Annotated in this window: 25 protein-coding genes and 4 pseudogenes; 21 read left to right on the top strand and 8 right to left on the bottom strand. The window is 69.3% G+C overall.

Annotation, left to right across the window (positions count from 1 at the left end; genetic code table 11):
* Positions 1-42: 42 nt before the first annotated feature.
* Positions 43-216, bottom strand: coding sequence for a hypothetical protein (locus OG819_RS58880; RefSeq protein WP_323139454.1), 174 nt, complete (start codon positions 214-216; stop codon positions 43-45).
* An 18-nt stretch (positions 217-234) separates the two neighbouring features.
* Between OG819_RS58880 and OG819_RS49230 the strand changes: the two genes are divergently transcribed.
* Both OG819_RS49230 and OG819_RS49225 read left to right on the top strand, forming a co-directional pair.
* Positions 235-513 (top strand): hypothetical protein, encoded by a 279-nt coding sequence (locus tag OG819_RS49230; protein WP_266656206.1) that lies wholly within the window; start codon positions 235-237, stop codon positions 511-513.
* Between the two features lie 671 nt (positions 514-1,184).
* Positions 1,185-1,610, top strand: a pseudogene (locus OG819_RS49225) (transposase); the annotation flags it as partial.
* A 256-nt stretch (positions 1,611-1,866) separates the two neighbouring features.
* Here the strand turns inward: OG819_RS49225 and OG819_RS49220 are convergent.
* The 4 genes from OG819_RS49220 to OG819_RS49205 form a co-directional block, all read right to left on the bottom strand.
* Entirely contained in the window at positions 1,867-2,040 is a 174-nt protein-coding gene (locus OG819_RS49220; RefSeq protein ID WP_266656204.1) for a hypothetical protein, read from the bottom strand.
* 13 nt (positions 2,041-2,053) lie between these two features.
* The gene (locus tag OG819_RS49215) at positions 2,054-3,142 is read right to left on the bottom strand and encodes an alkene reductase (RefSeq protein ID WP_266656202.1); all 1,089 of its coding nucleotides are present in this window, start codon (positions 3,140-3,142) and stop codon (positions 2,054-2,056) included.
* A gap of 63 nt (positions 3,143-3,205) precedes the next feature.
* Positions 3,206-3,832 (bottom strand): NADPH-dependent F420 reductase, encoded by a 627-nt coding sequence (locus tag OG819_RS49210; RefSeq protein WP_266638748.1) that lies wholly within the window; start codon positions 3,830-3,832, stop codon positions 3,206-3,208.
* On the bottom strand, positions 3,829-4,839 hold the full coding sequence (locus OG819_RS49205) for a zinc-binding dehydrogenase (protein WP_266638195.1): 1,011 nt from the start codon (positions 4,837-4,839) through the stop codon (positions 3,829-3,831). The genes OG819_RS49210 and OG819_RS49205 overlap by 4 nt, the downstream gene beginning before the upstream one ends.
* 107 nt (positions 4,840-4,946) lie before the next feature.
* Between OG819_RS49205 and OG819_RS49200 the strand changes: the two genes are divergently transcribed.
* Positions 4,947-5,555 carry a TetR/AcrR family transcriptional regulator gene (locus tag OG819_RS49200; RefSeq protein WP_266638194.1) on the top strand — a complete coding sequence of 203 codons (609 nt, stop codon included), beginning with the start codon at positions 4,947-4,949 and terminating at the stop codon, positions 5,553-5,555.
* A gap of 284 nt (positions 5,556-5,839) precedes the next feature.
* On the opposite strand, the gene OG819_RS49195 is transcribed toward OG819_RS49200, so the two are convergent.
* Complete coding sequence (locus OG819_RS49195; protein WP_266656200.1) at positions 5,840-6,556, bottom strand: IS6 family transposase; 717 nt, start codon at positions 6,554-6,556, stop codon at positions 5,840-5,842.
* A 185-nt stretch (positions 6,557-6,741) separates the two neighbouring features.
* Positions 6,742-7,623 carry a helix-turn-helix transcriptional regulator gene (locus tag OG819_RS49190; RefSeq protein ID WP_266656198.1) on the bottom strand — a complete coding sequence of 294 codons (882 nt, stop codon included), beginning with the start codon at positions 7,621-7,623 and terminating at the stop codon, positions 6,742-6,744.
* Between the two features lie 196 nt (positions 7,624-7,819).
* Here OG819_RS49190 and OG819_RS49185 point away from each other — a divergent pair, with 196 nt between their 5' ends.
* From OG819_RS49185 to OG819_RS49115, 15 genes and pseudogenes are all read left to right on the top strand, one after another.
* Positions 7,820-9,118 carry an ISAs1 family transposase gene (locus tag OG819_RS49185; protein ID WP_266650140.1) on the top strand — a complete coding sequence of 433 codons (1,299 nt, stop codon included), beginning with the start codon at positions 7,820-7,822 and terminating at the stop codon, positions 9,116-9,118.
* Positions 9,119-9,287: 169 nt separating this feature from the next.
* Positions 9,288-10,303: pseudogene (locus tag OG819_RS49180) on the top strand (zinc-dependent alcohol dehydrogenase family protein).
* 55 nt (positions 10,304-10,358) lie between these two features.
* Positions 10,359-11,312, top strand: coding sequence for an alpha/beta hydrolase (locus tag OG819_RS49175; RefSeq protein WP_266656196.1), 954 nt, complete (start codon positions 10,359-10,361; stop codon positions 11,310-11,312).
* Between the two features lie 162 nt (positions 11,313-11,474).
* On the top strand, positions 11,475-12,140 hold the full coding sequence (locus tag OG819_RS49170) for an SDR family NAD(P)-dependent oxidoreductase (protein ID WP_266656194.1): 666 nt from the start codon (positions 11,475-11,477) through the stop codon (positions 12,138-12,140).
* 16 nt (positions 12,141-12,156) lie between these two features.
* Positions 12,157-12,678: a cyclophilin-like fold protein gene (locus tag OG819_RS49165; protein WP_266638184.1), complete on the top strand. Its 522-nt coding sequence runs from the start codon at positions 12,157-12,159 to the stop codon at positions 12,676-12,678.
* A gap of 180 nt (positions 12,679-12,858) precedes the next feature.
* Complete coding sequence (locus OG819_RS49160) at positions 12,859-14,115, top strand: MFS transporter (RefSeq protein WP_266656192.1); 1,257 nt, start codon at positions 12,859-12,861, stop codon at positions 14,113-14,115.
* A 68-nt stretch (positions 14,116-14,183) separates the two neighbouring features.
* Positions 14,184-14,951, top strand: coding sequence for an SDR family oxidoreductase (locus OG819_RS49155; RefSeq protein ID WP_266656190.1), 768 nt, complete (start codon positions 14,184-14,186; stop codon positions 14,949-14,951).
* 104 nt (positions 14,952-15,055) lie between these two features.
* Positions 15,056-15,823 carry a glucose 1-dehydrogenase gene (locus OG819_RS49150; protein ID WP_266656188.1) on the top strand — a complete coding sequence of 256 codons (768 nt, stop codon included), beginning with the start codon at positions 15,056-15,058 and terminating at the stop codon, positions 15,821-15,823.
* Positions 15,824-15,859: 36 nt separating this feature from the next.
* Entirely contained in the window at positions 15,860-16,273 is a 414-nt protein-coding gene (locus OG819_RS49145; protein ID WP_266656186.1) for a cupin domain-containing protein, read from the top strand.
* A gap of 404 nt (positions 16,274-16,677) precedes the next feature.
* A pseudogene (locus OG819_RS49140) lies at positions 16,678-16,998 on the top strand (twin-arginine translocation signal domain-containing protein); the annotation flags it as partial.
* Positions 16,998-17,756: pseudogene (locus OG819_RS49135) on the top strand (xanthine dehydrogenase family protein molybdopterin-binding subunit); the annotation flags it as partial. The pseudogenes OG819_RS49140 and OG819_RS49135, both read left to right, overlap by 1 nt.
* 160 nt (positions 17,757-17,916) lie before the next feature.
* The gene (locus OG819_RS49130; RefSeq protein WP_266656184.1) at positions 17,917-18,480 is read left to right on the top strand and encodes an XdhC family protein; all 564 of its coding nucleotides are present in this window, start codon (positions 17,917-17,919) and stop codon (positions 18,478-18,480) included.
* A gap of 491 nt (positions 18,481-18,971) precedes the next feature.
* Entirely contained in the window at positions 18,972-19,571 is a 600-nt protein-coding gene (locus tag OG819_RS49125) for a hypothetical protein (protein WP_266656182.1), read from the top strand.
* A gap of 210 nt (positions 19,572-19,781) precedes the next feature.
* Entirely contained in the window at positions 19,782-20,177 is a 396-nt protein-coding gene (locus OG819_RS49120; RefSeq protein WP_266656180.1) for a hypothetical protein, read from the top strand.
* 494 nt (positions 20,178-20,671) lie between these two features.
* Complete coding sequence (locus tag OG819_RS49115; protein WP_323138226.1) at positions 20,672-22,054, top strand: MFS transporter; 1,383 nt, start codon at positions 20,672-20,674, stop codon at positions 22,052-22,054.
* Here OG819_RS49115 and OG819_RS49110 read toward each other — a convergent pair.
* Positions 22,051-22,407: a hypothetical protein gene (locus tag OG819_RS49110; RefSeq protein WP_266638170.1), complete on the bottom strand. Its 357-nt coding sequence runs from the start codon at positions 22,405-22,407 to the stop codon at positions 22,051-22,053. The genes OG819_RS49115 and OG819_RS49110 overlap by 4 nt on opposite strands.
* Positions 22,408-22,928: 521 nt before the next feature.
* Between OG819_RS49110 and OG819_RS49105 the strand changes: the two genes are divergently transcribed.
* The 3 genes from OG819_RS49105 (at position 22,929) to OG819_RS49095 (ending at position 24,792) form a co-directional block, all read left to right on the top strand.
* A complete protein-coding gene (locus OG819_RS49105; protein ID WP_266638166.1) occupies positions 22,929-23,951 on the top strand; it encodes a methyltransferase in 1,023 nt (340 codons plus the stop codon).
* A 290-nt stretch (positions 23,952-24,241) separates the two neighbouring features.
* A complete protein-coding gene (locus OG819_RS49100; RefSeq protein WP_266638164.1) occupies positions 24,242-24,622 on the top strand; it encodes a hypothetical protein in 381 nt (126 codons plus the stop codon).
* Positions 24,619-24,792, top strand: coding sequence for an aldehyde dehydrogenase family protein (locus OG819_RS49095; protein ID WP_266656535.1), 174 nt, complete (start codon positions 24,619-24,621; stop codon positions 24,790-24,792). Before OG819_RS49100 ends, OG819_RS49095 begins: the two co-directional genes overlap by 4 nt.
* Positions 24,793-24,801 lie beyond the last annotated feature (9 nt).

Raw genomic sequence — 24,801 nt, 5'->3', positions numbered from 1 at the left:
CGCCTCGGCCAGGGCTTCGGGCGGCTGAAGTCCGTTTCGTGATTATGTGAGCCCGAGGAGTGCGAGGGATCGGCGTGGGTCGCGGGCGTTGCGTCGCAGAGCTGCAGCGATGCTGGTGCTGCCGGTGAGGCGGAGGGCTCCGACGGCGAGGTTGCGCCAGGTGGCCATGGCGCGGGACGCGTTGCCGGTCCACAGTTGGAAGGCGTCCTCGGCCAACGTCGTATCCCTGATGTGGTGCAGGACCTCGACTTTCCAGTGATCTCGGACGAGCGCCGCGAGTTGGGCGGGGGTGGCCTGCTCGGCGGTCAGGCGGGTGACGGCATAGACGGTCTTGATGGTGGTCTTGCCGGTCTTGCGGTTCCCCCGACGGCGCTTGATCTGGAGCGCTTGGCGGGCGCCGGGGAAAGCAAGTTGTTGATGGTGACTACCTTGATCCGCCGGATTTCGGCGCGTTCGTGCCCCATGCCCTTGGTGCGGCTTTGCAGTGGGATCTCGCCCAGGGAAGGGACTTGAGCTGCATGCGCAGCTTCTTTTGGTTGCCCTTCGCGATCACGATGTAGTGGGCTTCGCGGTCCAGTAGGTACGCAGCGTGCTCGCGCTGGGTGTACATGGCGTCGCTGGTGACGACCACGCCGGCGAGGTCGGTGACAGTGTCCGGCAGCGGTCGGCGAGCCAGCGGCCTACTGCCCGGTCCAGGGCATCACCGTCGATGCCAGCCAGGAGCCGGCGGACCGTTGTCTCAGCCGGAAGGCAACGGCCGGGGAGCACGGGGTCGGCGCGTACGCCGAGCCGTTCCCGGACCTGGGGAGAGGCGTCGGCGTTGCAACCCGTTGACACCGCAGTAGGTCAGCGGGCGAATCCGTCCATGCGATAGGGCCCTGACCTGTGTCGAAGCCCGCTCAACTTGTCATGCGGGGCTCAGACACAGGCTCTCAGCTTGTTCCTTAACGTCCGGATGGTCATCCGGAACACTGAGGAACAAGCGTTCGCCCAGTTCAGCTACGGGAGCCTCTATGAGTCGGTCCAGCGGATTGGGTGACCGGATGCATCTGTGGTGAGCCAGGATCCGTCTCCCAGAGGCTGGATGTCGTAGGGGTTGTCCGTGCGGGCGTCGAACTCAGTTCGGACTTGGCCAGAGCGCACATCTACGCGGTAATGGCGGAACCACTCCTGCTCGTCCTCGGTTGAACCACGGCCGCCTGGACCTGGACCAGCTACGGGACCTTCTGGTGTCGCTGCCGCTACCGCGTTTCAACGGGCGGATCGTGCTCACCGTGGACGTCTCCCCGTGGCTGCGGTCGGACGCCGCGTGCTCGCCGGAGCGGCTGTTCTGCCACGTCCATGGACGTTCCCGCGCGGCCGCGCAAATCATCCCGGGCTGGCCATACTCCTTCGTCGCGGCGCTCACCCCGGACCGCACCTCGTGGACCGCCGTGCTGGACGCGGTACGGCTCGGACCCACCGACGACACCGCGGCCGTCACGGCCGACCAGCTCCGGCAGGTAGCCGAACGCCTCATCGCCGCTGGCCAGTGGCGGCCCGGCGACCGGGACATGCTGATCGTGATGGACGCCGGCTATGACGTGATGCGCCTGGCCTGGCTGCCCCGCCACCCACCACGACGTGGGCAAAACCGTCAAACGACCCAGCACCCTCTACGAACGAGACCAAGCCAGACGTTATGGATCAAGCTCAGGCGCGGGGCTGCATGTACTCGAAGACAGAGCCGTCCGGGTGGCGGGCGACGATCCTGGTGCCGTTGGGTACTTCGTTGGGTGCTTCGAGGATCTCGGCGCCGGCCTTGCCGAGAGTGTCGAGAACGGGGGTCAGGGATTCGACGATGACGGTCGCGTTCTGCGAGACGTACTACTCCAGCGGTCCGGAGTAGAGCAGGAAGGGTCCTACCAGTGCCAACTCCAGTTCGCGGTGGGGGAATCGGCGGACTTCCGCGTCCCCGGCCAGGTCCTGGTGGAGAGGGACCGCGTCTTCGAGGTTCTCTACTTCGACGTTTGCGATCATTGCTCGGATGTTGCTGCTCACGGAGCTTCCTTGCTCAGTTGGCGGTGAAGGCGGGGTAGTCGGTGTAGCCCTCGCTGTGACCGGCGTAGTACGTGTCCCGGTCGCCGTCGGCCAGCGGGTGGCCCTGCGCGAAGCGCTCGACCAGGTCGGGGTTGGCGATGAAGGGCTCGGCGAAGGAGACCGCGTTGACGATCCCGTGGTCGAGGATCTCGTTGCCGAGGGCCTGGGTGAAGCCGAGGTTGGCGACGATGTTGCCCTGGTAGTGGGCGCGGTAGCGGGAGAAGAGGGCGATGCGCTCCTCGATGGTGCCGGGGGTGCCCAGGAGGTGCAGGTAGGCCAGGTTGCTGTCGTTGAGCTTCTTGAGCAGCTGGTCGTAGTCGGCGAGTGCCTCCTCGTCCGCGGTGAACGTGGTTCCGTTGGCCCAGCCCGGGGACATCTTCACGCTGATGCGGTCGCTGCCCCACACGTCACTGACGGCGTCGAGGATGTCGAGGAGGAACTGGGCCCGCTTCTCGCTGCTGCCTCCGTAGGCGTCGGTGCGCTGGTTGAGACGTGGGTTGAGGAACTGCGGGATCAAGTGGGATTGCTGGGCGTGGATTTCCACGCCGTCGAAGCCGGCGCGGCGGGCGTTCTCGGCCGCATGGCGGTAGTCGGCGATGGTGGCGGCGATCTCAGCGGCGGTGTAGGCGCGCGGGGTGACGGTGTCCTTCGGGCCGGAGGGGGTGAAGGACTTCTCGCCGGGGTTGACGGCCGAGGGTCCGGCGGGCAGGCGGCCGCCGAGGTGGTCGGGGTGGGAGGCCGTGCCGAGGTGGCCGAACTGGGAGACGATCCGCCCGCCGGCCTCGTGGACGGCTTCGGTGACCTTCACCCAGCCGGCGGTCTGCATGTCGGTGTAGATGCCGGGCGCGTGGATGAAGCCGATCGCGTCGCGGTTGACCCAGGTTCCCTCGGTGACGATCAGGCCGGCGCCGGCCCGCTGCGCATAGTAAGTCGCGTGCAGGTCGGTGGGGGCCAGCTCGGCGTTCTGAGCGCGGGCGCGGGTCATGGGGGCCATGACGACGCTGTTGGGGAGCTCCAGCGCGCCGAGGCGGACGGGCTGCAGCAGGGGCTGGGTGGTGGTCATGAGCAACTTCCTTGTACTGAGGGGTGGATGAGGAGGAGAGTGAGGAACGGGCGAGGGCCCGGCTCAGTCCTGTTTGAGGGCGTGGAGGCCGGAGAGTGGGCCGCCGAGCTGCATGAGGCGTCCGCCCTCGCGCAAGGAGCCGAGGTCGACGGGGGCGAAGCCGAAGGCGGCGGTGAGTTCCTTGACGGTGGTCTTGGCGTCGGCGTCGTCACCGGCGAGGAACAGCACCTGGCGCCCGGCCTGGTGGCGCGGGTCGGCGGCGATGTACTGGCCGTAGAGGGTGTTGAACGCCTTGACGACGCGGGCTCCGGGCAGCAGTGAGGCGACGTGTTCGCTGCCGGTCAGCTCGCCCAGGTCGGCGATCTTCATGGGCGGCGGCGGGGAGGCGAACTGGTTGGTGGCGTCGATGACGATGCGCCCGTCGAAGGGTGGCAGGCCGGCTACCGCGTCCGGGATCTGGGGCCAGCCGACTGCGAGCACGACGAGTTCCGCCGAGGCGGCTTCCTCCGGGGTGCCGGCGTGGGCGAGCAGTCCGAGTTGGTCGGCGAGCCCGGCTAGGGAGGCGGGGCCGCGGCTGTTGCTCAGTACGACCTGGTGGCCGTGGGCTACGGCATGGCGGGCGATGGCCTGGGCGACGGTTCCGGCGCCGAGGGTTCCGATCTTCATGGCGGTGCCCTTCGTGGGGTTCAGGGTGCGGGGCTGGTGAGCAGGACGGTTCCGCTCTTGCCGGGGCGGCGGACATGGTCGATGGCCTTCGCGAAGTCGGCGAGGTCGTAGCCGGCGGCGACCTCGAAGAGTTCCGGGGCGGTCGCGGCCAGACGGGCGGCGAAGGCGACGTCCTCGGCCCGTTCCTCAGGCGTGCGGGCGGCCATCCAGTGGAAGATGGACGTGCCCCGCACGGTCAGGGCCCGCGGGGTCAGCGCGAGCGACTCCAGCGGCGTGCTGCCGGAACCGAGCTGTCCGTAGGTGATCAGCGTGCCGCCGTCGGTGAGCAGCCCGGCCAGTTCACCGGTCAGGGATCCGCCCACCGCGTCCAGTACGACCTGGGCACCCCGGCCGCCGGTCGCGTCCTGGACCTGAGTGCGCCAGTCCGCGTCGGCCGTCGAGATGGTCGGCAGTCCGGGGAAGCGCTGCCGCAAGGTCTGCGCCCCCGTGGCGCTGCGTACCAGGTTGACCAGCGGAATGCCGTGCTTGAGTGCTGCGGCGCTGACCAGCTTTCCCACCGACGAACCGGCGGCCGTCTGCACCACCGGACCGGCCTGGCCGTGCTGGGCGTCCTCGACCGCGCGCAGCAAGGAGAGCAGGGTCAGCGGGTTGACCAGCATCAAAGCCGCGGTCTCGTCGCTGAGATCCTCGGGCACCGGCACCACAAGATCGGTCGGCGCCGTGACGAGTTCGCTCCACGCGCCCGGCACCGGGAAGAACGCCACCCGCTGGCCGGGCCGCAGATCCTGCACACCCTCGCCGACGGTCTCGATGACGCCCATTCCCTCCACGCCGGGAATCCGTGGCGTGGCGAACCGCTGCCGCGACCCACCCGGAAGGCCCTCCACTCCCGCCAGGTCGCCGGGGTGGACCGGCCGGGACAGCACCCGCACCCGCACCTGCCCGGCCGCGGGCGCAGCCGGGGTCGGCTGCTCGCTCAGGCGTAGTACCTGCCCGGCTTCTCCGTGCTGGTCGTAGGCGATGGCGCGCATGATGCTCTCCTTCCACGAACTATTGATGATGGGCATCATTGCAACTCCTGTTATGATGAGAGGCATCATTAAAGATGTCAAATCGAGAGCGACGCGAGAGGACGGCCATGCCGCGGATCACCAAGCAGGACAAGGCCCGCAACCGGCAGAACATCCTCGAAGCGGCGAGCCGCATGTTTCGCTCGCAGGGCATCGACGCGGTCGGCATCGCCGAGTTGATGAAGGAAGCCGGACTCACCCACGGCGGCTTCTACAACCACTTCGCCTCCAAGAACGACCTGGTCGTGGAGGTGTGCGGCGCCTCCTACGCCGCCTCGCTCGGGGTCCTGGCCCAGACGATCGAGGACGGTCCGGGCCAGGCCGGCTCTCCGCTCGAGCGGGTCGTGGCCGGGTATCTGTCCACCGCGCACCGTGACGCCCCGGACGGCGGCTGTCCCTCCGCCTCCCTGGTCACCGACGCCGGACGGCACAGCGAAGCCGTGCAGAGCGCGTACGCCGAAGGCGTCGAGGGTTACCTCACCGGCTTCGCCGCCGAGTTCCTGCGCGAAGCCGAGGAGAAGGGCCACGAGCTCGACCCGGCCGAGGCCCGCCACAGGGCCATCCGCCTGCTCAGCGAAATGGTCGGCGCGCTGATGCTCGCCCGCGCCGTATGCCACGTCGAGCCCGAGCTCTCCGACGAGATCCTGCAGACCGGCCGCAGCCACGCCCTCGACTGATGCGACTCAGGGCCGCTGCGGGACGTGGAGCTGAGGCGTTCGCGATAGACGGCCCGGCCCCGACAGGCGCAGGAATGGACACGCTCCCTACAAGGCTGATCGGCCTGACCTGGTTGAGGGCTCTACTCCTCCGCGCCGTCTTCGTCGAGCTCGATCGCGTCCGGGTCACGCAGCGGACGTAGGCCCTCGCACGGCACGGAGGCGTTGAAGCGGGCGTTGTCAACTTGATGGGGTGATCCCGGGCCGGGGCAAGTCGAGGCCGGGTGGGGGTGGTGGTGCTGCGGTCAGGCTGCTGTGGGCAGGCCGGTGACGTCGTTCCAGGTGGTGAAGCGGCGGGTCATCTCAGCCCGGTAGTCAGGGGCGGTGAGGCGGTGACGGCGGGGGCGGAAGTGCGGTGAGATCGCGCTGAAGGCCGACAGGAAGCGCTGGGCTCCGCCCGCGGAGCGGAAGCCCTTCATGGCGCGTTCGCGTTGCCGCGTCGGTTGGTGGGAGTTCTCCGCCCGGTTGTTGAGGTACTTCGACTTCCGGTGCTCGACCGACTTCATGAGTTCGCGGTGGGCCGTGCCGTAACTACGGAGCTTGTCGGTGACCAGCACCCGCGGCACCCGGCACTGCTTCTTCATCCGTTTGGCCAGGAACCGTTTGGCCGCCTTCGCGTCCCGCTTGCTCTGGACGAGGATGTCCAGGACATTGCCGTCCTGGTCGACCGCTCGCCACAGGTACCGGCGCTCACCGTTGACCTTGATGAAGGCCTCGTCCAGGTGCCACTTGTCCCCAGCCCGCCGCCGGCGGCGCCGCAGCTCACGGGCATAAGCCGGACCGAACTTCGCACACCACTGCCGGACCGTCTCGTACGAGACGACCACGCCGCGCGCAAGCGTCAGCTCCTCGACCTCGCGGAAACTCAGCGTGAAACGGTGGTAGAGCCACACGCAGTGGGCGATGACCTCCGCCGGGAACCGGTAGCCCTTGTACAACGGCGCCACGATGTCCCCTCCCATGCCCAACCACTCGAAGCTCGTCCCAGGGCCCATGCATGCCAGCCAAGTTGACAATGCCGCAGGTCCGTCTCGTGGCAGCGACTCCAACAGGGCGATGGCCTGGTGCACCGGGCTGACGACGACCCAGGGACGGGCTGGCGGCCGCCGCGTCTCCGCCGCGTTCCCATGGCGGCGGCCCGTCGCGGTCAGCTGAGGGGGGAGGAGGCCGGCAGGTCCTGGTCGGCGGCCCAGGAGGCGAGGATGCGCAGTCGTTCGTGGGTGGGGGAGCCGGGTTCGGCGGTCCAGACGGTGAGGTTCTGGTCGGGGTCGGTGTTGGCGGTGAGGGTGTCCCAGTCCAGGACGAGTTCGCCGACGACCGGGTGGTTGAGGGTCTTGGTGCCGACGGTGCGGGCGGCGACGTGGTGATCGCCCCACCAGCGGGCGAACTGCTTGTCCCGCATGGAAAGTTCACCGACCAGCTCGATCAGGCGGGGGTCCTCGGGATACTTGGCGGCCTCCATGCGCAGCTGAGCGACGGAGATCTGCGCGGAGGTCTCCCAGTCGGCGTACAGGGTGCGCATGGCCGGATCGGTGAACTGGATCCGCGGATAATTACGGTGCTTTTCCGGGATTCGGGAGAAGTCGGTGACCAGGGCGGCGGCCAGCGCGTTCCAGGCCAGGATGTCCCCGCGCCGGCCCTGCACGATGGCCGGCGTGGCGGTGAGGTCGTCCAGGACCCGCTGCAGCTGCGGCTGGACCTTCTGCCGGCCGCGGCGCCGGGTGCGGGTGGTGGTCTTGCCGGCGAGCTGGAAGAGGTAGCCGCGTTCGTCGTCGTCCAGATGGAGTACCCGGGCCAGGACGTCCAGCACGGGCGCCGATGCCTGCATGCGGCCCTGTTCGAGACGGGTGTAGTAATCGGTGCTGATGCTGGCGAGCTGGGCGACTTCTTCACGGCGCAGCCCGTCCACCCGGCGGGGCCTGTCGCTTTCGGGCAGTCCGACCGCGCGCGGGCTCAGCTCGGAGCGGCGCTTCTTGAGGAATTCTCCCAGCTCATTGAGGGGGACGTTGGCGGTCATGCTTCCCAGCATGACACCGATTCCACTCGCGAAAGGGGGGAGAATTTACTCCCAGGATGTTCCCCTCCCAGCACGGCCCCGGCGTAGTTGATCTTTGATGGGTTTTGGGTCGTTTGCCCAGGGGGAGGGGTGTGAGTTGCCAGACGAGCGCGGCCTCTGATGATCTTTCAGGTTCCTACGCCAGAAGATCGTCTCAGGAGCCGCGCTCGTGTCCGCATCCTCCCTGATCAGCCCTGTCCTTGGCCAGCTCACCGATCTCGCGCTGTGGGAGGCCGAGCTCGCCGCCGACCCTGTGGCAGTGGAATCCGCGCTGGTCAGCAGGTTGCGGCAGGTCCCTGACCGGCGTGCGGAGCGTGGGCGGCGGCATCCCCTGGTGGTGATCCTGGTGCTGGCCGCGTGCGCGACGCTGGTGGTCGGTGGTGACTCCATGACCGCGATCTGGCAGTGGTCCGCCCGCGCCCCGCAGGTCAAACTGGCCCGCCTCGGCGCCCGGTACGACCCGCTGGCCGGCCAGTACCTTGTGCCCAGCGAGCGCACCTTCCGCCGCGTGCTCGCCGACCTGGATGCCGACGTGCTGGACGCGGCGACCTGCGCATACGTCACCGACGTCGCGACCGGAAAGGCACCGACGCCCGAGGTCCCGGACACCCCGGGGCCCATCGAGCGCGAACAGCGCCGCGCCGCCCAGCGGGCCGTGGAACACCCGGCGCCGGCCGGGCTGCTGCCCGCTGCGGCTCTCGACGGCAAGGCCCTGACCGGCGCCCGCACCGAATCGGGGCGGGTCTTCCTGGTCGGGGCGGTCGACCACGCCAGCGGCGCGGTCCTCGGCCAGAGGCAGGTTCCGGACAAGCGCGGCGAGGGCGAGGCGGCCCGCATGCTGCTGGCCCAACTCGCCTTGTCCGGCCGGGTGTTCACCCTGGACGCCCTGCACACCACGAAGAAGACCGCCCACCTGATCACGGACCGGCTCGACGCCCACTACGTCCTGATCCTGAAGGGGAACCAGCCGCTGGCCCGCGCCGCCGCCCAGGCGCTGCTGGCCGGTACCGACGCCGAGTGGACCGAGACCACCGAGGCCGAGGACGACCGTGGGCACGGGCGCACCGAGCGTCGCACGATCCGCACCGCCCAAGCCGACGACGCCCTCTTCCCCGGCGCGGGACAGGTCTTCCGCCTGCGCCGTGACACCGGCGGCCTCGACGGAACCTGGACCGGGAAGGAGATCGTCTTCGGCGTCACCAGCCTGCCCGCCCACCTCGCAGGCCCCGCTCACCTCAACCACTACGAGAGGGTCCACTGGTCCATAGAAAACAAGATCCACTGGGTGCGGGACGTCACCTTCCATGAGGACAACTCCCAGGTCAGGACCGGCACCGCACCCCGAGCACTGGCCAGCTTCCGCAACCTGGGCATCAGCACGCTCCGCCTGGCCGGACGAGCCAACATCGCCCACGCCCGCCGCGATCTCCTCAACCACAACGACGCCTTCGCCGTCTACGGCATCTGATCAACTACCACGAAGCCGGACACAACCGAACAACGCCGGGGCCGTGCCCCTCCCAGGATGAATTTCTCCGCTTTTGGCGCCTGCCCTCGCGTGTGAGGCTCGATGTCGAGCAGCCGATTGCGATCACCGGCTGCGGCTCACCGACCCTCGCACCGAAGGAAGCACCCCCATGCGCGGAGCAGTCATCTACGCCCCCGGCGACGTGCGCTTCGAGACCCTCGACGACCCGAAGATCCTCCGACCGACCGACGCGATCATCCGCACGGTCGCCACCTGTGTGTGCGGCTCGGACCTGTGGCCCTACCGGGGCGCGGAACCCATCGCGACCCGCACCCGATGGGGCACGAGTACGTCGGCATCGTCGAGGAGGTGGGCAGCGAGGTCGCCAACGTCAGGCCGGGCCAGTTCGTGGTCGGTTCCTTCGCCACCTCGGACAACACCTGCGCCAACTGCCGCAACGGCTGGCAGTCCAACTGCCTGCACCGCGAGTTCATGAGCACCTGTCAGGCCGACTACGTGCGCATCCCCAACGCCCACGGCACCCTGGTCGCCACCGACGAGCACCCGGACGCCGAGATGGTGCCCGGCCTGCTGGCCGTCTCCGACGTGATGGGCACCGGCTGGTACGCCGCCCTCGCCGCCGAGGTCAAGCCTGGCTCCACCGCCGTGATCGTCGGAGACGGAGCGGTCGGCCTGTGCGGTGTCATCGCCGCGAAGGAACTCGGCGCGGAGCGGATCATCGCCGTGAGCCGCCACGAATCACGGCAGAAGCTCGCCCTCGAATTCGGCGCCACCGACATCGTCAGCGAACGCGGCGATGAAGGCATCGCCCGCGTCAAGGACCTCACCGGCGGCATCGGCGCGGACTCCGTGCTGGAGTGCGTGGGCACCGCCGAGTCGATGCGGCAGGCCCTGCACTCCGCCCGGCCCGGCGGCAACGTCGGCTTCGTCGGCGTCCCTCACGACGTGGCCGTCGACGGCCAAGAGCTGTTCTTCTCCCACGTCGGCCTGCGCGGCGGCCCCGCCCCCGTGCGCCGCTACCTGCCCGATCTGATCGACCGGGTCCTCTCCGGCCGCATCAACCCGGGCAAGGTCTTCGACCTCACCCTGCCCCTGGAGCAGGGCGCCGAGGGCTACAAGGCGATGGACGAGCGCCGCGCCATCAAGGCACTCCTCAAGCCTTGACCCCCAGCCCGGTGACCGGCTGTCCCTGTCGAGCACCACAGAAGTGAGACAAGAAATGCCTGCAGTGGACAACTACATCTTCGGCCTGGACGAGAACGTCACCCGGAAGCCGGTGTCGTACGAGAACAGGTACGGGATCTCCATCTCCGCAGACCTCTACCAGCCGAAGGACTTCGACGCCTCCCAGGAACACCCCGCGATCATCGTCGGCGCGCCGTACGGCGGCGTGAAGGAGCAGGGGCCGGGCATCTACGCCCAGAACCTGGCCCTGCGTGGCTTCGTGGCGCTCGCCTTCGACCCCTCCTACAACGGCTACAGCGGCGGCGACCCGCGACACGTCTCCTCCGCCGACGTCTTCACCGAGGACTTCGGCGCGGCCGTCGACTACCTGGGCACACGTGACTTCGTGAACCGGGACCGCATCGGAGTCGTCGGTATGTGCGGCAGCGGCGGCTTCGCACTCAGCGCGGCCCAGGTCGACCGGCGCATCAAGGCGATCGCCACGGTCGTCATGTACGACATCGCCCGGATCTCCGCCGAGGGCTGGCAGGGCTCCCTCACCTCGGAGGAGCGAGGCGCCATGCTCGACGCGATCGCCGAGCAGCGGTACGCGGACTTCGAGGCCCACACCCCCGCCCTGACCCCGCGCGGCGCGCCCATCGGGTTCGACGAGAACACCAACCCGATCGGCCGTGAGTTCGGCGAGTTCTACTCCACTCCTCGTGGCTACCACCCGAACTCCATCACCCAGTTCACGCTGACGAGCGGCATGTCGCTGATGAACTTCCCGCTGCTGTCGAAGATCGAGTGGATCTCGCCGCGGCCCATCCTGTTCGTCGTCGGCGAGAACGCCCACTCGCGGTACTTCAGCGAGGACGCCTACGAACTCGCGTCCGAGCCGAAGGAGTTCCACGTCGTCCCGAACGCCGGCCACGTCGATCTTTACGACAAGACGGACCTGATCCCGTTCGACAAGCTGGAGGAGTTCTTCAGCAAGAACCTGGCCTGATCGCACGCCGCGCACCGCGTACGGCCGCACCGGACGGCGCCTGGCGCACATCGTCACCGGCCCTCAGCCCCCTCCCGCCGTGCACCCACACCGTCGGGCCGCATCACCGGCAGCGCGGATGCGGGCGGGAGCCACCGCCTCACACAAGGAACGACAAATCCCATGACGACCTTCGCGCTCATCGGCGCCGGCCCCGGTCTCGGGCTGGCCACCGCCCGCCGCTTCGGCGTCGCCGGCCACGCCGTCGCCCTCATCGCCCGCAACGCCGAGCGCCTGGAGGAGATGACCGCCGAGCTGGCCCGTGACGGCATCCAGGCTCGCGGCTTCACCGCCGATGTCCTCGACATCGAGTCCCTGACCACGGCCCTGCACGCGGCTGCGGCCGATCTGGGCCCCATCGAGATCCTCCAGTACAGCCCGGTGCCGCGCGCCGACTTCATGAAGCCGGTCCTCGACAGCAGCGCCGACGACCTCGACGCCCCGCTCGCCTTCTCCGTCAAGGGCTCCGTCACCGCCGTGAACGCGGTCCTGCCCGGCATGCGTGCCCTCGGCCGCGGCACCGTGCTGTTCGTCAACGGCTCCAGCGCCGCACGCCCCAACCCGAACGTCGCCGGTACCTCGATCGCGTTCGCCGCCGAAAGCGCCTACGCCAGCATGCTGCATGACACGCTCGCCGGGGAGAACATCCACGCCGCGCAGCTGATCATCCCCGGAGCCATCCGGCCCGACGCCGAGCACAGCAGCCCCGATGTGCTGGCACAGCGGCTGTACGACATCCACCAGCAGCGGGACGGATTCCGCCACTACGCCGAGCCCCTGCCCGACTAGCCACTGGACGACGCCCATGAACTCGGCCGCCCTCCGTGTCCTCGCCCGTGCCGTCACGGCCACCGCTCTCGTGCTGACCGCGGCGGCCTGCACCAACACCTCCCCAGCCTCCCCGTCTGCGACCACCACCACCTGGCAGCAGACGCCGACATCCGAGGCACACACGGCATCATCCGACAGGAACACCGCCATGGACATCCGGGTCACCCTCGACGGCCGCCCCGTCGACGCCACCTTGAACGACAGTCCTGCCGCCCGTGACTTCGCCGAGCTGCTCCCGCTCACTCTGGACTTGGAGGACTTCCACCAGACGGAGCGGATCGCCGACCTGCCGCGCAGGCTGACCACCTCCGGCGCTCCCGAGCCCGGCGCGCCCAAGGCCGGCGACCTGACCTACTACGCGCCCTGGGGCAACCTGGCCCTCTTCTACCGCGACGGGGACTCCGCCTCCGACGACCTGCTGATCCTCGGCAGTATCGACGCCGATGCCGACAGGCTTGCCGGGGCCGACCGCATCACCATCGAAGCCGCGCCCTGACCCACCCCACCGCTCGCCCCGCACGAGACGCCACGCAAGAAGGGGGGAGAAGACCCTCCCCTTTTCGCCCGGTTCGATCCATGGAACCGTCGAAGACGTGGCCGCGCCGTCCGCTGTCCGCCGCGACACCTTCAACCGCCACCACGCCCCCCGATTACCACGCAAGGAGAGACCACACGTATGCCTTCCGCATCCGGGACCACCTCCGGCAAGCTTCCCTTCGTCGTCTGGGTGCTCGCCGCCGGCACGTTCCTGATGGGGACCACCGAGTTCGTCGTCGCCGGCCTGCTGCCGGAGCTGGCCGATGACCTCGGAGTCAGCGTCTCCCACGCCGGCCTGCTGATCACCGCCTTCGCCATCGGAATGATCGTCGGCGCGCCTTCCATGGCCATGGCTACCCTGCGCCTTCCGCAGCGCCAGACGCTGGTCCTGGCCCTGTCCGTGTTCTGCCTCGGACATCTGGTCGCCGCGCTCAACACGTCCTTCTCGGTCGTTCTCATCGCCCGCGTCGTCACGGCTCTGGCCACCGGAGCGTTCTGGTCCGTCGGTTTCGTCGTCGCCACCACCGCCGCGGGCCCGCGCAACGCCACCCGCGCCACGGGCGTCATGATCGGGGGCCTGACCCTGGCCAACGTCGTCGGCGTGCCGATCGGCTCCTTCGCCGGCCAGTTCACCGGCTGGCGCGGCCCCTTCTGGGCCCTGGCCGTCCTCTCCGGGCTCGCCGCCGTGTTCATCGGCCGCTTCATCCCGTCCCAGGAACAGCACGCCGAGGTGTCCATCCGGTCCGAGGTCCGGGCTCTGCGCCAGGGCCGGCTGTGGCTGGCGCTCGGCGCCGCCATGCTGATCATGGGCGGTGTCCTGGCGACGTACACATACATCACGCCGCTCCTGACCGATCGTGCAGGCATCCCCGCAGGGGCCGTACCGCTCGTTCTCATCGCCTTCGGCGTAGGCGCCCTGGGCGGCACCACCACCGGAGGCCGCCTGGGCGACCGACGTCCGATGGTCACCACCATCGCGGCCGCCACGGCCACCGCCCTGGTCCTGCCGCTGATGATCCCGCTGTCCGGGAACCCGGTGACAGCCACCCTCCTCGTCTTCCTCATGGGCCTGACCGGCTTCACGGTCAACCCGGTCGTCACGGCCCTCGCCATGCGCTTCGCGGGCGATGCCCCCACCCTCACCTCGGCGCTGACCACCTCCGCTTTCAACACGGGCATCGCCGCGGGCTCGGCGATCGCCGGTACGGCCCTGGACTCCTCCCTCGGCCTGACCGGACCGCCCCTGGTCGGTACCGTCATCGCCGCCCTCACGCTGCTGCCTCTGATCGCCCTCGCCGTCCACGGCACTTCCCACAAGGGCCGGATCGTGGCCCGGAGCAGCGCTCCCACGCACACGCGACACGACGAACCCGCGGAGGTGTCGTCGCAGCACTGACTCAAGCCCGGGTCCGCGCACTGCCGACACGAACCCGACGACGCACAGCAGGCGAGAGGAATCTGCACATGACTGTGAACAACGCGGACTTCACCGGCAAGGCGGCCTTCGTGACCGGAGCCGGCTCCGGCATCGGCCGCGCCACCGCCGTCGCCTTCGCCCGCGCGAGCGCCCGCGTCGCCCTCGCCGACCTGTCCGAGGACGGCCTGCGGGAGACCGCACGGCTCGTCGAGGAGGCGGGCGGGCAGGCTCTGGCCCTTGCCTGTGACGTCACCAGTGAAGACGACGTGCGGTCCGCGCTGGACGACACCATTCAGGCTTTCGGACGACTCGACGCGGCCTTCAACAACGCCGGCGTCGAGCAGCCGGTCAAGCCGGCCGCGGACATTCCGAAGGACGAGTGGGACCGCGTCATCGGCGTCAGCCTGACCGGGATGTTCCTGAGCATGAAGCACCAGATCCCCCTGATGCTCCGGCAGGGGGGCGGCGCGATCGTCAACGCCTCCTCCGGCGCCGGTGTCAAGGGCTTCAAGGGGCAGGCGGCCTACGCCGCGGCCAAGCACGACGTCATCGGTCTGACCCGCTCCACTGCCCTCGACTACGCGTCATCCAACATCCGCGTCAACGCCGTCTGCCCCGGCATCATCGACACTGAGATGATCCGGCGCTTCGCCGAATGCACACCCGGAGGACGCGACGCGCTGATCGCGGACGAACCGATCGGACGCCTCGGCACACCGGACGAGATCGCCAGCGCCGTCCTCTGGCTCTGCTCTGACGCCGCCTCCTTCACTACAGGCCACGCCCTGGTCGTCGACGGCGGCCAGACCGTCTGACGGCGGTTCATGGCAAGGCGTCGTGCCGACGCAGCCCATCCGTGCAGCCCCGACGCCACTCGCGGCGCCACCACACCCCCCTGCACTCGAACGGAGACCACGACGTGAACCCCACGTACGACTTCACCGGCCAGGTCGCCCTCGTCACCGGAGCCGGCGCCGGCATGGGCCTGGCGACCGCCCGCGCGTTCGCCGAGTCCGGAGCCGCCGTCGCCCTGACCGACATCGACGAAGCCGCCCTGAACCCAGCCGTCAAGGAACTCACCGACTCCGGCCACCGAGCACTCGCCCTCACCTGCGACGTCAGCGACGAGGACCAAGTGGCGGCCGCGGTCGACCGGACCGTCGAGACCTTCGGGCGCTTGGACATGGCCTACAACAACGCCGGCATCCAGATCCCGCCCAGCGACGCCGCCGACGAACCCGCCGAGCGGTTTGACCGCGTCAACGCCATCAACCTCCGCGGCGTGTGGGCCTGCATGAAGCACGAGCTGCGGCACATGCGCGCCCAGGGCAGCGGCGCCATCGTCAACTGCTCCTCACTCGGCGGCCTGGTCGGCCTCCCCGGCCGCGCCTCCTACCACGCCTCCAAGCACGGCGTGATCGGCCTGACCACCAGCGCCGCCCTCGAATACGCCCCGCGCGGCATCCGCATCAACGCCGTCTGCCCCGGCACCATCGACACCCCTATGGTCAGCGACATGATCGCCAAAGGGGAACTGGACCGCGCCGAGGCCGAGGCGAACCAGCCCATCAACCGGCTCGGCGCCGCCGAGGAGATCGCCCAGGCCGTCTTGTGGCTGTGCAGCCCCGGCGCCGGCTTCGTCGTCGGCGTCGCCCTCCCCGTGGACGGCGGCTACGTCGCCCGCTAGGGACGGCCCACGCTCGAAGGAGAGCTCAGAGACACCATGGAATTCATCAAGCAGCAGCCCAGCAGCAAGGCCCCGGCGGACTGGTTCACCGGCGACGTCTGGTGGGACGTCATCGTGGCCGGCCAGGCCCCGTCCAGGATGCGCGCCAACCTGGTGCGCTTCTCACCGGGCGCCCGTACCAACTGGCACTCCCACGCCCTGGGCCAGACCCTGCACATCGTTTCCGGCATCGCCCTGATCGGCACCCGGGACGGCACCGTCTTCGAGGCCCACCCCGGCGAGACGGTCGCCTGCCCGCCGCACGAGGAACACTGGCACGGCGCCGCCCCCGACCGGTTCATGGAGCACATCGCCCTGTGGGAGGGCACGGGCGACGGCGCCCCCGAGACCGCCTGGGCCGAGCCGGTCACCGACCAGCAGTACGACGGCCCCCGCATCCGCAACCAGTAGCCCCGGCCCGTCGATCACGCAACCCGGGCTCACACAGGACGTCAGGGCATCCCGCAGAAGGGCCGTGGTCAGAGACCTGCTCGAAGCGGACGATCAGTCCGCCACGCACAACGACGCGATGAGCGACGCGGACGCCACCCCACACTCGGGGAGGCGACGCGGCTCTGTCCTGCCTCGCCCCGCGCGCAAGTGCCCCCGACGACGTCGGCCCGTCGCTCCTGACGGAGCGTAAAGGGGGAGGAAAGTCTCCCTGCCACGAGTGTTGCCGGTGGTGCAAGACTCCCCAGGTGACCAGTCGCCGCTGCCAAAGTGCGCGGTTGCCCATATCCCTGCGGTGACGACGATCCACTCTCCCGTCCCGCTGTTGTGTACGGCCGATCCGTCCGCGATACGAAGGCGTACGTATGTCCACTGAACTCCCCGAGTCTGACGTTCCACCCCCCACCGGGGCCGGCGAGTCCTCCCCGGCGCCCACTCGGCGCACGTTCATCGCCACCAGCACCGCGGTCGGTGGTGCCGTCGTCGCGGGCGGCGTGATCGGAGGGACCTCCCTCCTCGACCCGGAGGAGGCGACGGCCGCCGAGCGGCCGCCCTCCAGCCGCGTCTCCCTGACGGTCAACGGCACCCACCGGACCGTGACGATCGACAACCGCACCTCGCTGCTGGACCTGCTCCGCGAGCACCTCGGCCTCACCGGCTCGAAGAAGGGCTGCAACGCCGGGGCCGCTCGGTGACCTTCCGGCTGGGAGATTCGCTCTATCCGCCGACTCCGCCCCATGGCGGCTCCCAGACCATGGCCAGCGTCGGCTCCGCCGTCCTCGACGGATGCAACAAGGTCCGGAAGCAGGCGATCAAGCTGGCCGTCGAGGACCGCGAGTCACCGCTGTACGGAGTGGACGAGGACGACGTGGTCGTACGCGGCGGTCGACTGCACATGAAGGGCAACCCGGCTCGCGGGGAGAGCTACCAGCGGTTGCTGGCCCGCAACAAGCGCTCCCACCTGGAAGTACGTGGCTCCTACGCCGGGCCGTCCCGTCCCGAGCGGCACTCGATGTCCGCCTACAACGCCACCTTCGCCGAGGTCGCCGTCGACGCCACGTTGGGTCTGGTGCGGGTGCGGCGGATGCTCGGTGTGTACGACGCGGGCCGCATCATCAGCCCAAAGCTCGCCGACAGCCAGGCCATCGGCGGCATCGTGGGCGGCATCGGCCAGGCCCTGCTGGAACACACGATCACCGACCACCGCGACGGGCGGATCGTCAACGCCAACCTCGCCGACTACCTCGTTCCGGTGAACGCCGACGTCCCCGACGTCAAGGCGATCTATCTGGACGGCGAGGATCACGAGGCCGATCCGCTCGGCGTCAAGGGCCTCGGCGAGGTCGTCCTCGTCGGCGTGGCGCCCGCCATCGCGAACGCGGTCTTCAACGCCACCGGCCGCCGCATCCGCGAACTGCCCATCACCGCCGAGGCGTTGCTCTAGCCCGGGCTTTTCTTTCGGTGAAGGGCCACCGACCGGTCCGGCAATCTGTCCCCCCGTCGGGTTGCCGGACCCCGAGGGCCGCCGCCGACGCCTACGCTCCCCGCTGGCGTGGCGGCGGCCCGCCAGATCCCCCGCACGGCGAACCACGGAGAGGCGACCCATGCTGAACATCGCGGACACACTGCGCCGCTGGTGCCGTGGGGCACGTCCCTTCGCCCTGGCCACCGTCGTCGACGTCCGCGGCAGCGCACCGCTGCCGGCCGGTACCTCGGTCGCGGTGGACGCAGACGGCAAGGGGGAGCCGCTGGAGGACCCGGCGTGCACTCCGGGCGCGATCTCTCCGGCCGTCACGCAGGCGAATGTGAAGTCCACGATCTGCCGCAAGGGCGGCTACACCTCCGGTATACGGCCGTCCACGACGGTCACCGGCAAGGAGAAGACGCTGAACGCGGCCTCGTACGGCTACAAGGGCCCCATGGGCGATGCCGAGTACGACCACCTCATCAGCCTCCAGCTCGGCGGCGACCCCAACGATCCCCGCAACCTATGGGTCGAGCCGCCGGACCCCGGCCACAAGAGGGGCGGCGGGGTCAACAACCGCAAGGACCCGGAGGAGACGAAACTCCACACCGCGGTCTGCGCCGGGAAGGTCTCCCTGACGGCCGCGCAGAAGGCCATCGTCACCGACTGGACCACGGCCCTCAGCACCCTCGGTCTCGGCTGAGGGGAATTCCGCCAGCCGCCACGTACGGCATCGGCACATCACCGCGCTGTGCGAGCACCCGCCTGCCCTGCGGTGACCAGGGCGCGCCACCGCTGGCGGTGACCGGTTCGCCGTTTGTCCACCGCGCGGCCGACGCCGACTCGAGGGGAAAGCGTGCATCAAAGGGCCCGCCGACGCACTGCTGATGATGGGTGAGAAGGCGTACCTCGTGGATTCGTAGCTGCGCCCTGACGGCCCGCGCCGGTGATCAGCGCGTGAAAGCCCCGGCTGGACGGGGGAGACCAGCCGGGGCCGTGGGTGGTGCCTGCGGAGGGCGGTCGCCTCTCGGCGGAAGGCTCCATGGGGCTTCAGCCGGACGATCGTCCCCATGGGCTGTAGGTGAGGCCCGGGGACACTGTCCCCTCCGCAGCCACACTTTGATGAACGGTCAACTTCCTGGAGTTGTTCCCTCGACTGCCTGGCGCCCCTGTGAGGTGGCACACCCGCCGGTCATGCTGGTCCGTGCATCGTCGTTCACCGTCGACCTCGGCGAAGGCGGCTACTTGATCGGCTTCACCGACGACTACGAATACCCCAAAGAGATGCCCTTCGGCTGGCGCTGCGGCCCGGCCACCGACGCCAGCGCCGTCGTCCTCACCGTCACCGTCACCAACACCGGCCCCCTCCAGCTGACCGTCCAGGTCCACGATGCCCCGCCGGCACCCGAGGCCGGCGGTGAGTGGGAGCCCGCCGAGGAGATCAGCCTGCAGGCCGACCTCCCCGCCCTCTACGTCGCCACCCTCGAGCAGGGCGACATCCTGGACGCGTGGCCGGACGACGAACCTCCCCTGGAGTTCCCGTTCTCATCCGACGGGTCGGACTGGGTGCGGATGCGCCTGTACTGCCACGCCGACGACCCCGAACCCGGCATCGGCGACCACGGGGAACGCCACCTGGTCCAACTCTGGCCAGCACCCCACACGCCCCCCGTCCACCCCGACATCACCGAGGCCGACCGCCAGGCGCGCGCCGACTACGCCGCGGACATGGCCACGCCTGTGGAGGACTACACCACCACCTACACGCACACGCACGACGGCGAACAAGACTGACACCCGCTGGGCCGGTCGGCCGCGAGAAGCGCTGGACCGAGGTAGGGTGCCGTCGCTCTTGCAGGGATGGCCCGGGGCGTGGTCGTGACCCTTGGATCCTGGCACCTCTCCAGCACGACGTGTCGGCGTACTTGGGAAAGTGCTCAGCAAGTACATAAGCGAACGTGCTCAGGCTCGTGGGCTGAACTGGTCCAGTGCGACCCTGTTCGCATGAGCCTCGACGACAACGACTACTGGCAGCGCTGGATAGCGAGGTTGCTGGCCGTCCTTGCCGCTGATCCTTCTGATCAGCTGGCCTGGGCCCGCGAGCACCAAGTGAGGACTGCCGCCGTCGCCGACGACGTCGAATTCATCCTGCATCTGGCCGAAGGAATGGCGGAGCGGGGAACTCTCGAACCGGCAGCCCTCCAGGACCTCAAGACCATCGACCGGTTCTTCGGCGATAGCAACGTCCACGGTCACGCCGGCCGGTGGGCCGATGTACTGACTGCCGACGTGACCTGGAGTGAGGTACGAACTCTGACCCGGCGGATCCTCGTCGCCCGGCTGGGCGAATGGCGTCTGCCACTGCCACGACGCGTGCCGCCTCAACACATCTATGACTGAGCATGTTCGCCTTGATCCGCACGTGATTGCCACGTTCACGGCGCCGGCAAGGTTTTCGTAGCTGGAGATCATCTCGGTGCGGCGGTTGGCCGGTTTGCGGAGCGGAGGCGTAGGTGGGCGATCAAGATGCGACGGCATCGAATCCGGGCCCGGACGGTGACGGGCTGGCCGGGGCAGGCGGCGAGTCGCTCGGCGAGGGCGGTCTGCTGGGCAGGGTCGATGTCCACCGGCGGCCTCGCTGGCTGTGTACGCGAGCGCACCCCGGTCCTTGCCAGGGGAGCCTGATCGTGCCCTTGGCAAGAGGTCGTATGAAACGGTGATCGGAATGCTGCGGTCGGGTTCGGGAGTCCAGCCAAGGTAGGTCCACGAGCTGCAACCGGGCGATCTTACAGTCTCGCATATGTCCCTTATTATGGCCTTTTGTGTCGTGTCTCGGCGGATGGGATGGAGTTGGGGCCGTGGCGTTCGCGGAGTCGGCCGGCGGTGGTGAGTCGATGCCCTCTCCCGAGCCGGCCCCGGAGTCCGAGCGACGGTCCTGGGCACCGCTGCTGGCGGTGTGTGCCGGGTATTTCATGGTGATCCTGGATGTGACGGCCATCAACGTCGCCGTGCCGGTGATCGGCCGCGAACTGTCGGCCTCGCTCACCGGCATCCAGTGGATCACCGATGGGTACACCCTGGTCTTCGCCGGGTTCCTGCTGACCGGTGGCGCGCTCGGTGACCGGCTGGGCAACCGTCGGGTCTTCTGCACGGGCGTGGCGGTGTTCACTCTGTCCTCGGCCGCGTGCGCGCTCGCGCCGAGCGCCCCGTCCCTGGTTGCGGCCCGGTTGGTGGAGGGGCTCGGTGCGGCTCTGATCGTGCCCGGTTCCCTAGCCCTGCTCCAGCAGGCCTACTCGGCGCCGGCCGCACGCTCGCGGGCCTTCGGACTGTGGGGTTCGATGGCGGGCATCGCGGCCGCTGCTGGTCCGCTGCTGGGTGGGCTGCTCGTCTCCACGATGGGTTGGCGCTGGGTGTTCCTCATCAACCTGCCCGTCGGTGTGGCCTGCCTGGTGCTGACGCTGCGGCATGTGGCGCTCTCGCCCCGGCGAGCCGCCCGGGCCCTGGACTGGCCGGCGCAGTGCGCGGTGGTGGCGGCGGTGGCGCTGCTGACCGCGGCGCTCAACGAGGCCGGGCGGCGAGGCTGGTCCGATCCGGCTGTTCTCGCTGGGGTGGGCCTGGCGGTGCTGGCCGCCGCGGCGTTCGCGGTGCGCGAGCGGCTGGCCCGCTCTCCTGTCCTTCCGCCGAGCCTGCTGTGCTCTCGTACGATGAGCGGTGGAGCCGTCATCGGCCTGCTGTTCAACTTCGGCTTCTACGGCATGGTGTTCACCGCCAGTCTGGAATTCCAGCACCAGCGCGGCTTCAGCGCCCTCGGCACCGGGCTGGCGCTGTTCCCGGCGGTGGCGATGACCATGTTCGCGTCCGTCCTGTCCGGGCGGCTGACCCGCCGCACCGGCGATCGTCCACTGGTGATCTCCGGCATGCTCCTGGCCGCCCTGGGGGTGGCCGGCTGGTCCGCGGCGGGAGCCGACCCCGCCTACCCGCTGCTGGTGGCCCCGATGATGGCCGCGGGATTCGGTACCTCCTTCGCCCTCACCGGTTCAACCGCCACCGTGATGGGTGCCGCCCCTTCGGCGTACTCAGGCGCCGCCTCCGCCCTGTTCAACACCACCCGCCAGATCGGCAGCGCCACCGGCGTCGCGCTCGGCGGCAGCCTGCTCGCCACAGCCACCGACTACAACACCGGGCTGCGCACCAGCATGGCCATCGGCGCGCTCGCCTACCTGGCCGCCGCAGGCCTCGCGTGGCTGTGCGTGCCGGCGATACCGAAAATGACCTAGGACGTCTTGGGGCCGTCGGGCAGGCCAGGGCAGTCTGCGACTCGCCAGCCAGAAGGCTGGATGCGGAATCCGGGATCGAGCACTTCGGCCGCGTCGTGGTACGACGTCATCGTCTTGGTCAGCTTGTCGGGGAGATCGTCGCCGATCTTCGCCGTCAGCGCCTCCATCGCTGAACCCTTGCCCTTGGTTATCGTTCCGTCCTTCTTGACGACGTTGAGCGCCTTCTCCGCGGCGTCGCCGATGTCCCGGTAGCGCGTCACGATGCCCTGGATGAGGTCGGGGTCGCCCGGCGCCGGGTTCGAGTCCATCCCGAGAAGCTGGAAGTCCTCGGGGCTCGAGTGCCGACGTGCCATTGCGATTCCCCCGGTCCGATGCGTTGACGTGCGATCGCGAGGTACACGGGGCCGGGCTCGCGGAAGGTTCAACAAATTCCGCGTCAGGTTCGAACCCGGACCGGTCCGCACGCCGTTCTGGACGGCGCCGGGCGGCTTCGCCGACGCCACCGCCGCGGCCGCCGGCACCACCGCCCAGGAAGCGCTGGACGTGGTCGTGCCGCAGAGCATGGGCATCAGCTCGGGCCGGGTCACCGAGGCACACGAGGTCGCCGACCTCACCCTTCCTGGCCTCCCCCCTCGCCGCCAACATCACGGGAACGGAGACCCTCATCGACGGCGGCCGGACCAAGACACTCTGACGCCCGCCCGCCACCCGAAGGCCGGGCGTCACAGGACTGTGCCCGAAAAGGCAACTCGGGTGGTCAGAGGGCTCTTTCCGCCCGCCGGGCACGCTCGCTTCACGCCGCACGACAGTCGCATGGTCGGTCACGGATAAAAAATGTTTACTATTCAACTTCCAACATCAAGTGGAGACACACATGTCGGTCAACGACCCGATCACCCCTGAGCCGCTTCTTCAGCTCGGCCTGGGCTTCATGGCTTCCAAGACGCTTCTGAGCGCGGTGGAGTTGGGAATCTTCACCGCACTGGCCAACGGCGGCCGCGACCGCGAGTCCCTCGCCGCCGAGGCGGGCCTGCACCCCAGGTCCTCCGCGGACTTCCTCGACGCCCTGGTGTCACTCGACGTGCTGACCCGCGACGAGGACGGCACCTACCGCAACACCCCCGCCGCGGACGTGTTCCTGGACCGGGCCAAGCCCTCGTACGTGGGCGGCATCCTCGAGATGGCCAACGCCCGTCTCTTCGGCTTCTGGAACAACCTCACCAACGCACTGCAGACCGGCACCCTGCAGAACGAGGTCGCACACAGCGGCGCCCCGTTCTTCGCCACGCTCAGCCAGGACCCGGCCGCCTGGCGCAACTTCCTCAACGGCATGACCGGCGTCAGCACCCCCCTCGCCGCCGCTCTCGCCGCCGACTTCGACTGGACCGGCCGCCGCCACGTCATCGACCTCGGCGGAGCCCTCGGCGCCGTGCCGGCCGCCGTCCTGCGCTCCAACCCGGACATCACCGGCGCCGTCTTCGAGCTCCCCCCCGTGGGCCCGGTGTTCGAGGAGTTCGTCGCCGCCCACGGCCTGACCGACCGCCTCACCTTCCACGGCGGAGACTTCTTCTCCGACCCCCTGCCCGAAGCCGACGTCTACGTCATGGGACAGATCCTCCACGACTGGAACCTGGAACAGCGCCAGTTCCTGCTCAAGAAGGCCTACGACGCCCTGCCCCAGGGCGGCACCCTCATCGTCTACGACGCCATGATCGACGACGAGCGCCGCCACAACACCTACGGCCTGATGCTCTCGCTCAACATGCTCATCGACACCGAGGGCGGATCCGAGTACACGGTCGCCGACGCCACCCAGTGGCTCCAGGCCGCCGGCTTCGCCAAAGCGGACGCCCGTCATCTCATCGGCGGCTACACCGCCGTCTACGCCACCAAGTGAACGTGCATCACACCACCCAGCATTGACGAGTAGCACCCGAACGGCCCCGACACGGACCACCGTTCGACATACCGCCACAGAGGCCGCCCGGAACACGACACGGACGGCCTCTGCCACACGCACCACGACCGCTCACGCTCCACTCAGGAGATGCGCTCGCGCACCCGCTTGCCCTCCAGCAGTAAAACCGTGCCGGCCCCGCGGTGGGTTGGCGGGCGGCGGAGGCTCCCCGGAGCTGCAGGCGTGGGGTCAGAAGGTGATGAGAGCCCCTCAGGACACGGCGATCGGCCATGGCCCGGCAGGCGTCCGGGGTCTGCTCCAGGGAGGACTCCTTCCTGGTCGAAAGTGCGGCCGGGCTGGATACGGCCCTCCAGCACGTCGAGCAGGGCCGTGTCGATGTACTGGCAGCGGAGTCCACGCCTCCGGTCAGCGTGATGTTCCGCGTGATCGTGTCCACCCAGATCGGGCCGTCGGTGTGGGAAGGGACGCCGACACGGCTGCTCACCCCGCCGTCGCGAACCGCGCTGAAGGAGGTGGCCAGGGTCGGCATCGAGCCGACGCATTCGAGGACCGCGTCCGCCGGTCAGCCTCCACACCTGCTCGGCGCCCAGGCGCTTGGCCGCCAAGACCGTGCACAGCCCGACCACGCCGTCACCAATGACGGCGCCTGAACGAGACGTCCTCCGGCGGCGTTGCCTGGGGCCAGCCGGTGATGCAACTGCTCATGCCGGGACTGCCTTTCGGCGGCGTCGGCGAAAGCGGCATGGGCCGATACCACGGCCAGTACTCCCTGGAGGCGTTCAGCCACCTCAAGGCCGTCGCGGACGTGCCGCTCAACTAGGCCCGCGCC

This window comes from Streptomyces sp. NBC_01549, assembly GCF_026339955.1.
Classification (GTDB): Bacteria; Actinomycetota; Actinomycetes; order Streptomycetales; family Streptomycetaceae; genus Streptomyces.
This window is presented reverse-complemented; position numbering and strand designations above follow the sequence as displayed.

Excerpts from the sequence above, each read along its gene's own strand:
- OG819_RS49190 (WP_266656198.1), bottom strand. The coding sequence starts at position 7,623 with ATGCTGGGAAGCATGACCGCCAACGTCCCCCTCAATGAGCTGGGAGAA.
- OG819_RS49155 (WP_266656190.1), top strand. The coding sequence starts at position 14,184 with ATGACTGTGAACAACGCGGACTTCACCGGCAAGGCGGCCTTCGTGACC.
- OG819_RS49100 (WP_266638164.1), top strand. The coding sequence starts at position 24,242 with ATGGCCCGGCAGGCGTCCGGGGTCTGCTCCAGGGAGGACTCCTTCCTG.
- OG819_RS49110 (WP_266638170.1), bottom strand. The coding sequence starts at position 22,407 with ATGGCACGTCGGCACTCGAGCCCCGAGGACTTCCAGCTTCTCGGGATG.
- OG819_RS49160 (WP_266656192.1), top strand. The coding sequence starts at position 12,859 with ATGCCTTCCGCATCCGGGACCACCTCCGGCAAGCTTCCCTTCGTCGTC.
- OG819_RS49130 (WP_266656184.1), top strand. The coding sequence starts at position 17,917 with ATGCTGAACATCGCGGACACACTGCGCCGCTGGTGCCGTGGGGCACGT.
- OG819_RS49105 (WP_266638166.1), top strand. The coding sequence starts at position 22,929 with ATGTCGGTCAACGACCCGATCACCCCTGAGCCGCTTCTTCAGCTCGGC.
- OG819_RS49195 (WP_266656200.1), bottom strand. The coding sequence starts at position 6,556 with ATGGGAGGGGACATCGTGGCGCCGTTGTACAAGGGCTACCGGTTCCCG.
- OG819_RS49200 (WP_266638194.1), top strand. The coding sequence starts at position 4,947 with ATGCCGCGGATCACCAAGCAGGACAAGGCCCGCAACCGGCAGAACATC.
- OG819_RS49120 (WP_266656180.1), top strand. The coding sequence starts at position 19,782 with ATGAGCCTCGACGACAACGACTACTGGCAGCGCTGGATAGCGAGGTTG.
- OG819_RS49165 (WP_266638184.1), top strand. The coding sequence starts at position 12,157 with ATGAACTCGGCCGCCCTCCGTGTCCTCGCCCGTGCCGTCACGGCCACC.
- OG819_RS49125 (WP_266656182.1), top strand. The coding sequence starts at position 18,972 with ATGCTGGTCCGTGCATCGTCGTTCACCGTCGACCTCGGCGAAGGCGGC.
- OG819_RS49205 (WP_266638195.1), bottom strand. The coding sequence starts at position 4,839 with ATGCGCGCCATCGCCTACGACCAGCACGGAGAAGCCGGGCAGGTACTA.
- OG819_RS49215 (WP_266656202.1), bottom strand. The coding sequence starts at position 3,142 with ATGACCACCACCCAGCCCCTGCTGCAGCCCGTCCGCCTCGGCGCGCTG.
- OG819_RS49170 (WP_266656194.1), top strand. The coding sequence starts at position 11,475 with ATGACGACCTTCGCGCTCATCGGCGCCGGCCCCGGTCTCGGGCTGGCC.
- OG819_RS49175 (WP_266656196.1), top strand. The coding sequence starts at position 10,359 with ATGCCTGCAGTGGACAACTACATCTTCGGCCTGGACGAGAACGTCACC.
- OG819_RS49145 (WP_266656186.1), top strand. The coding sequence starts at position 15,860 with ATGGAATTCATCAAGCAGCAGCCCAGCAGCAAGGCCCCGGCGGACTGG.
- OG819_RS49115 (WP_323138226.1), top strand. The coding sequence starts at position 20,672 with ATGCCCTCTCCCGAGCCGGCCCCGGAGTCCGAGCGACGGTCCTGGGCA.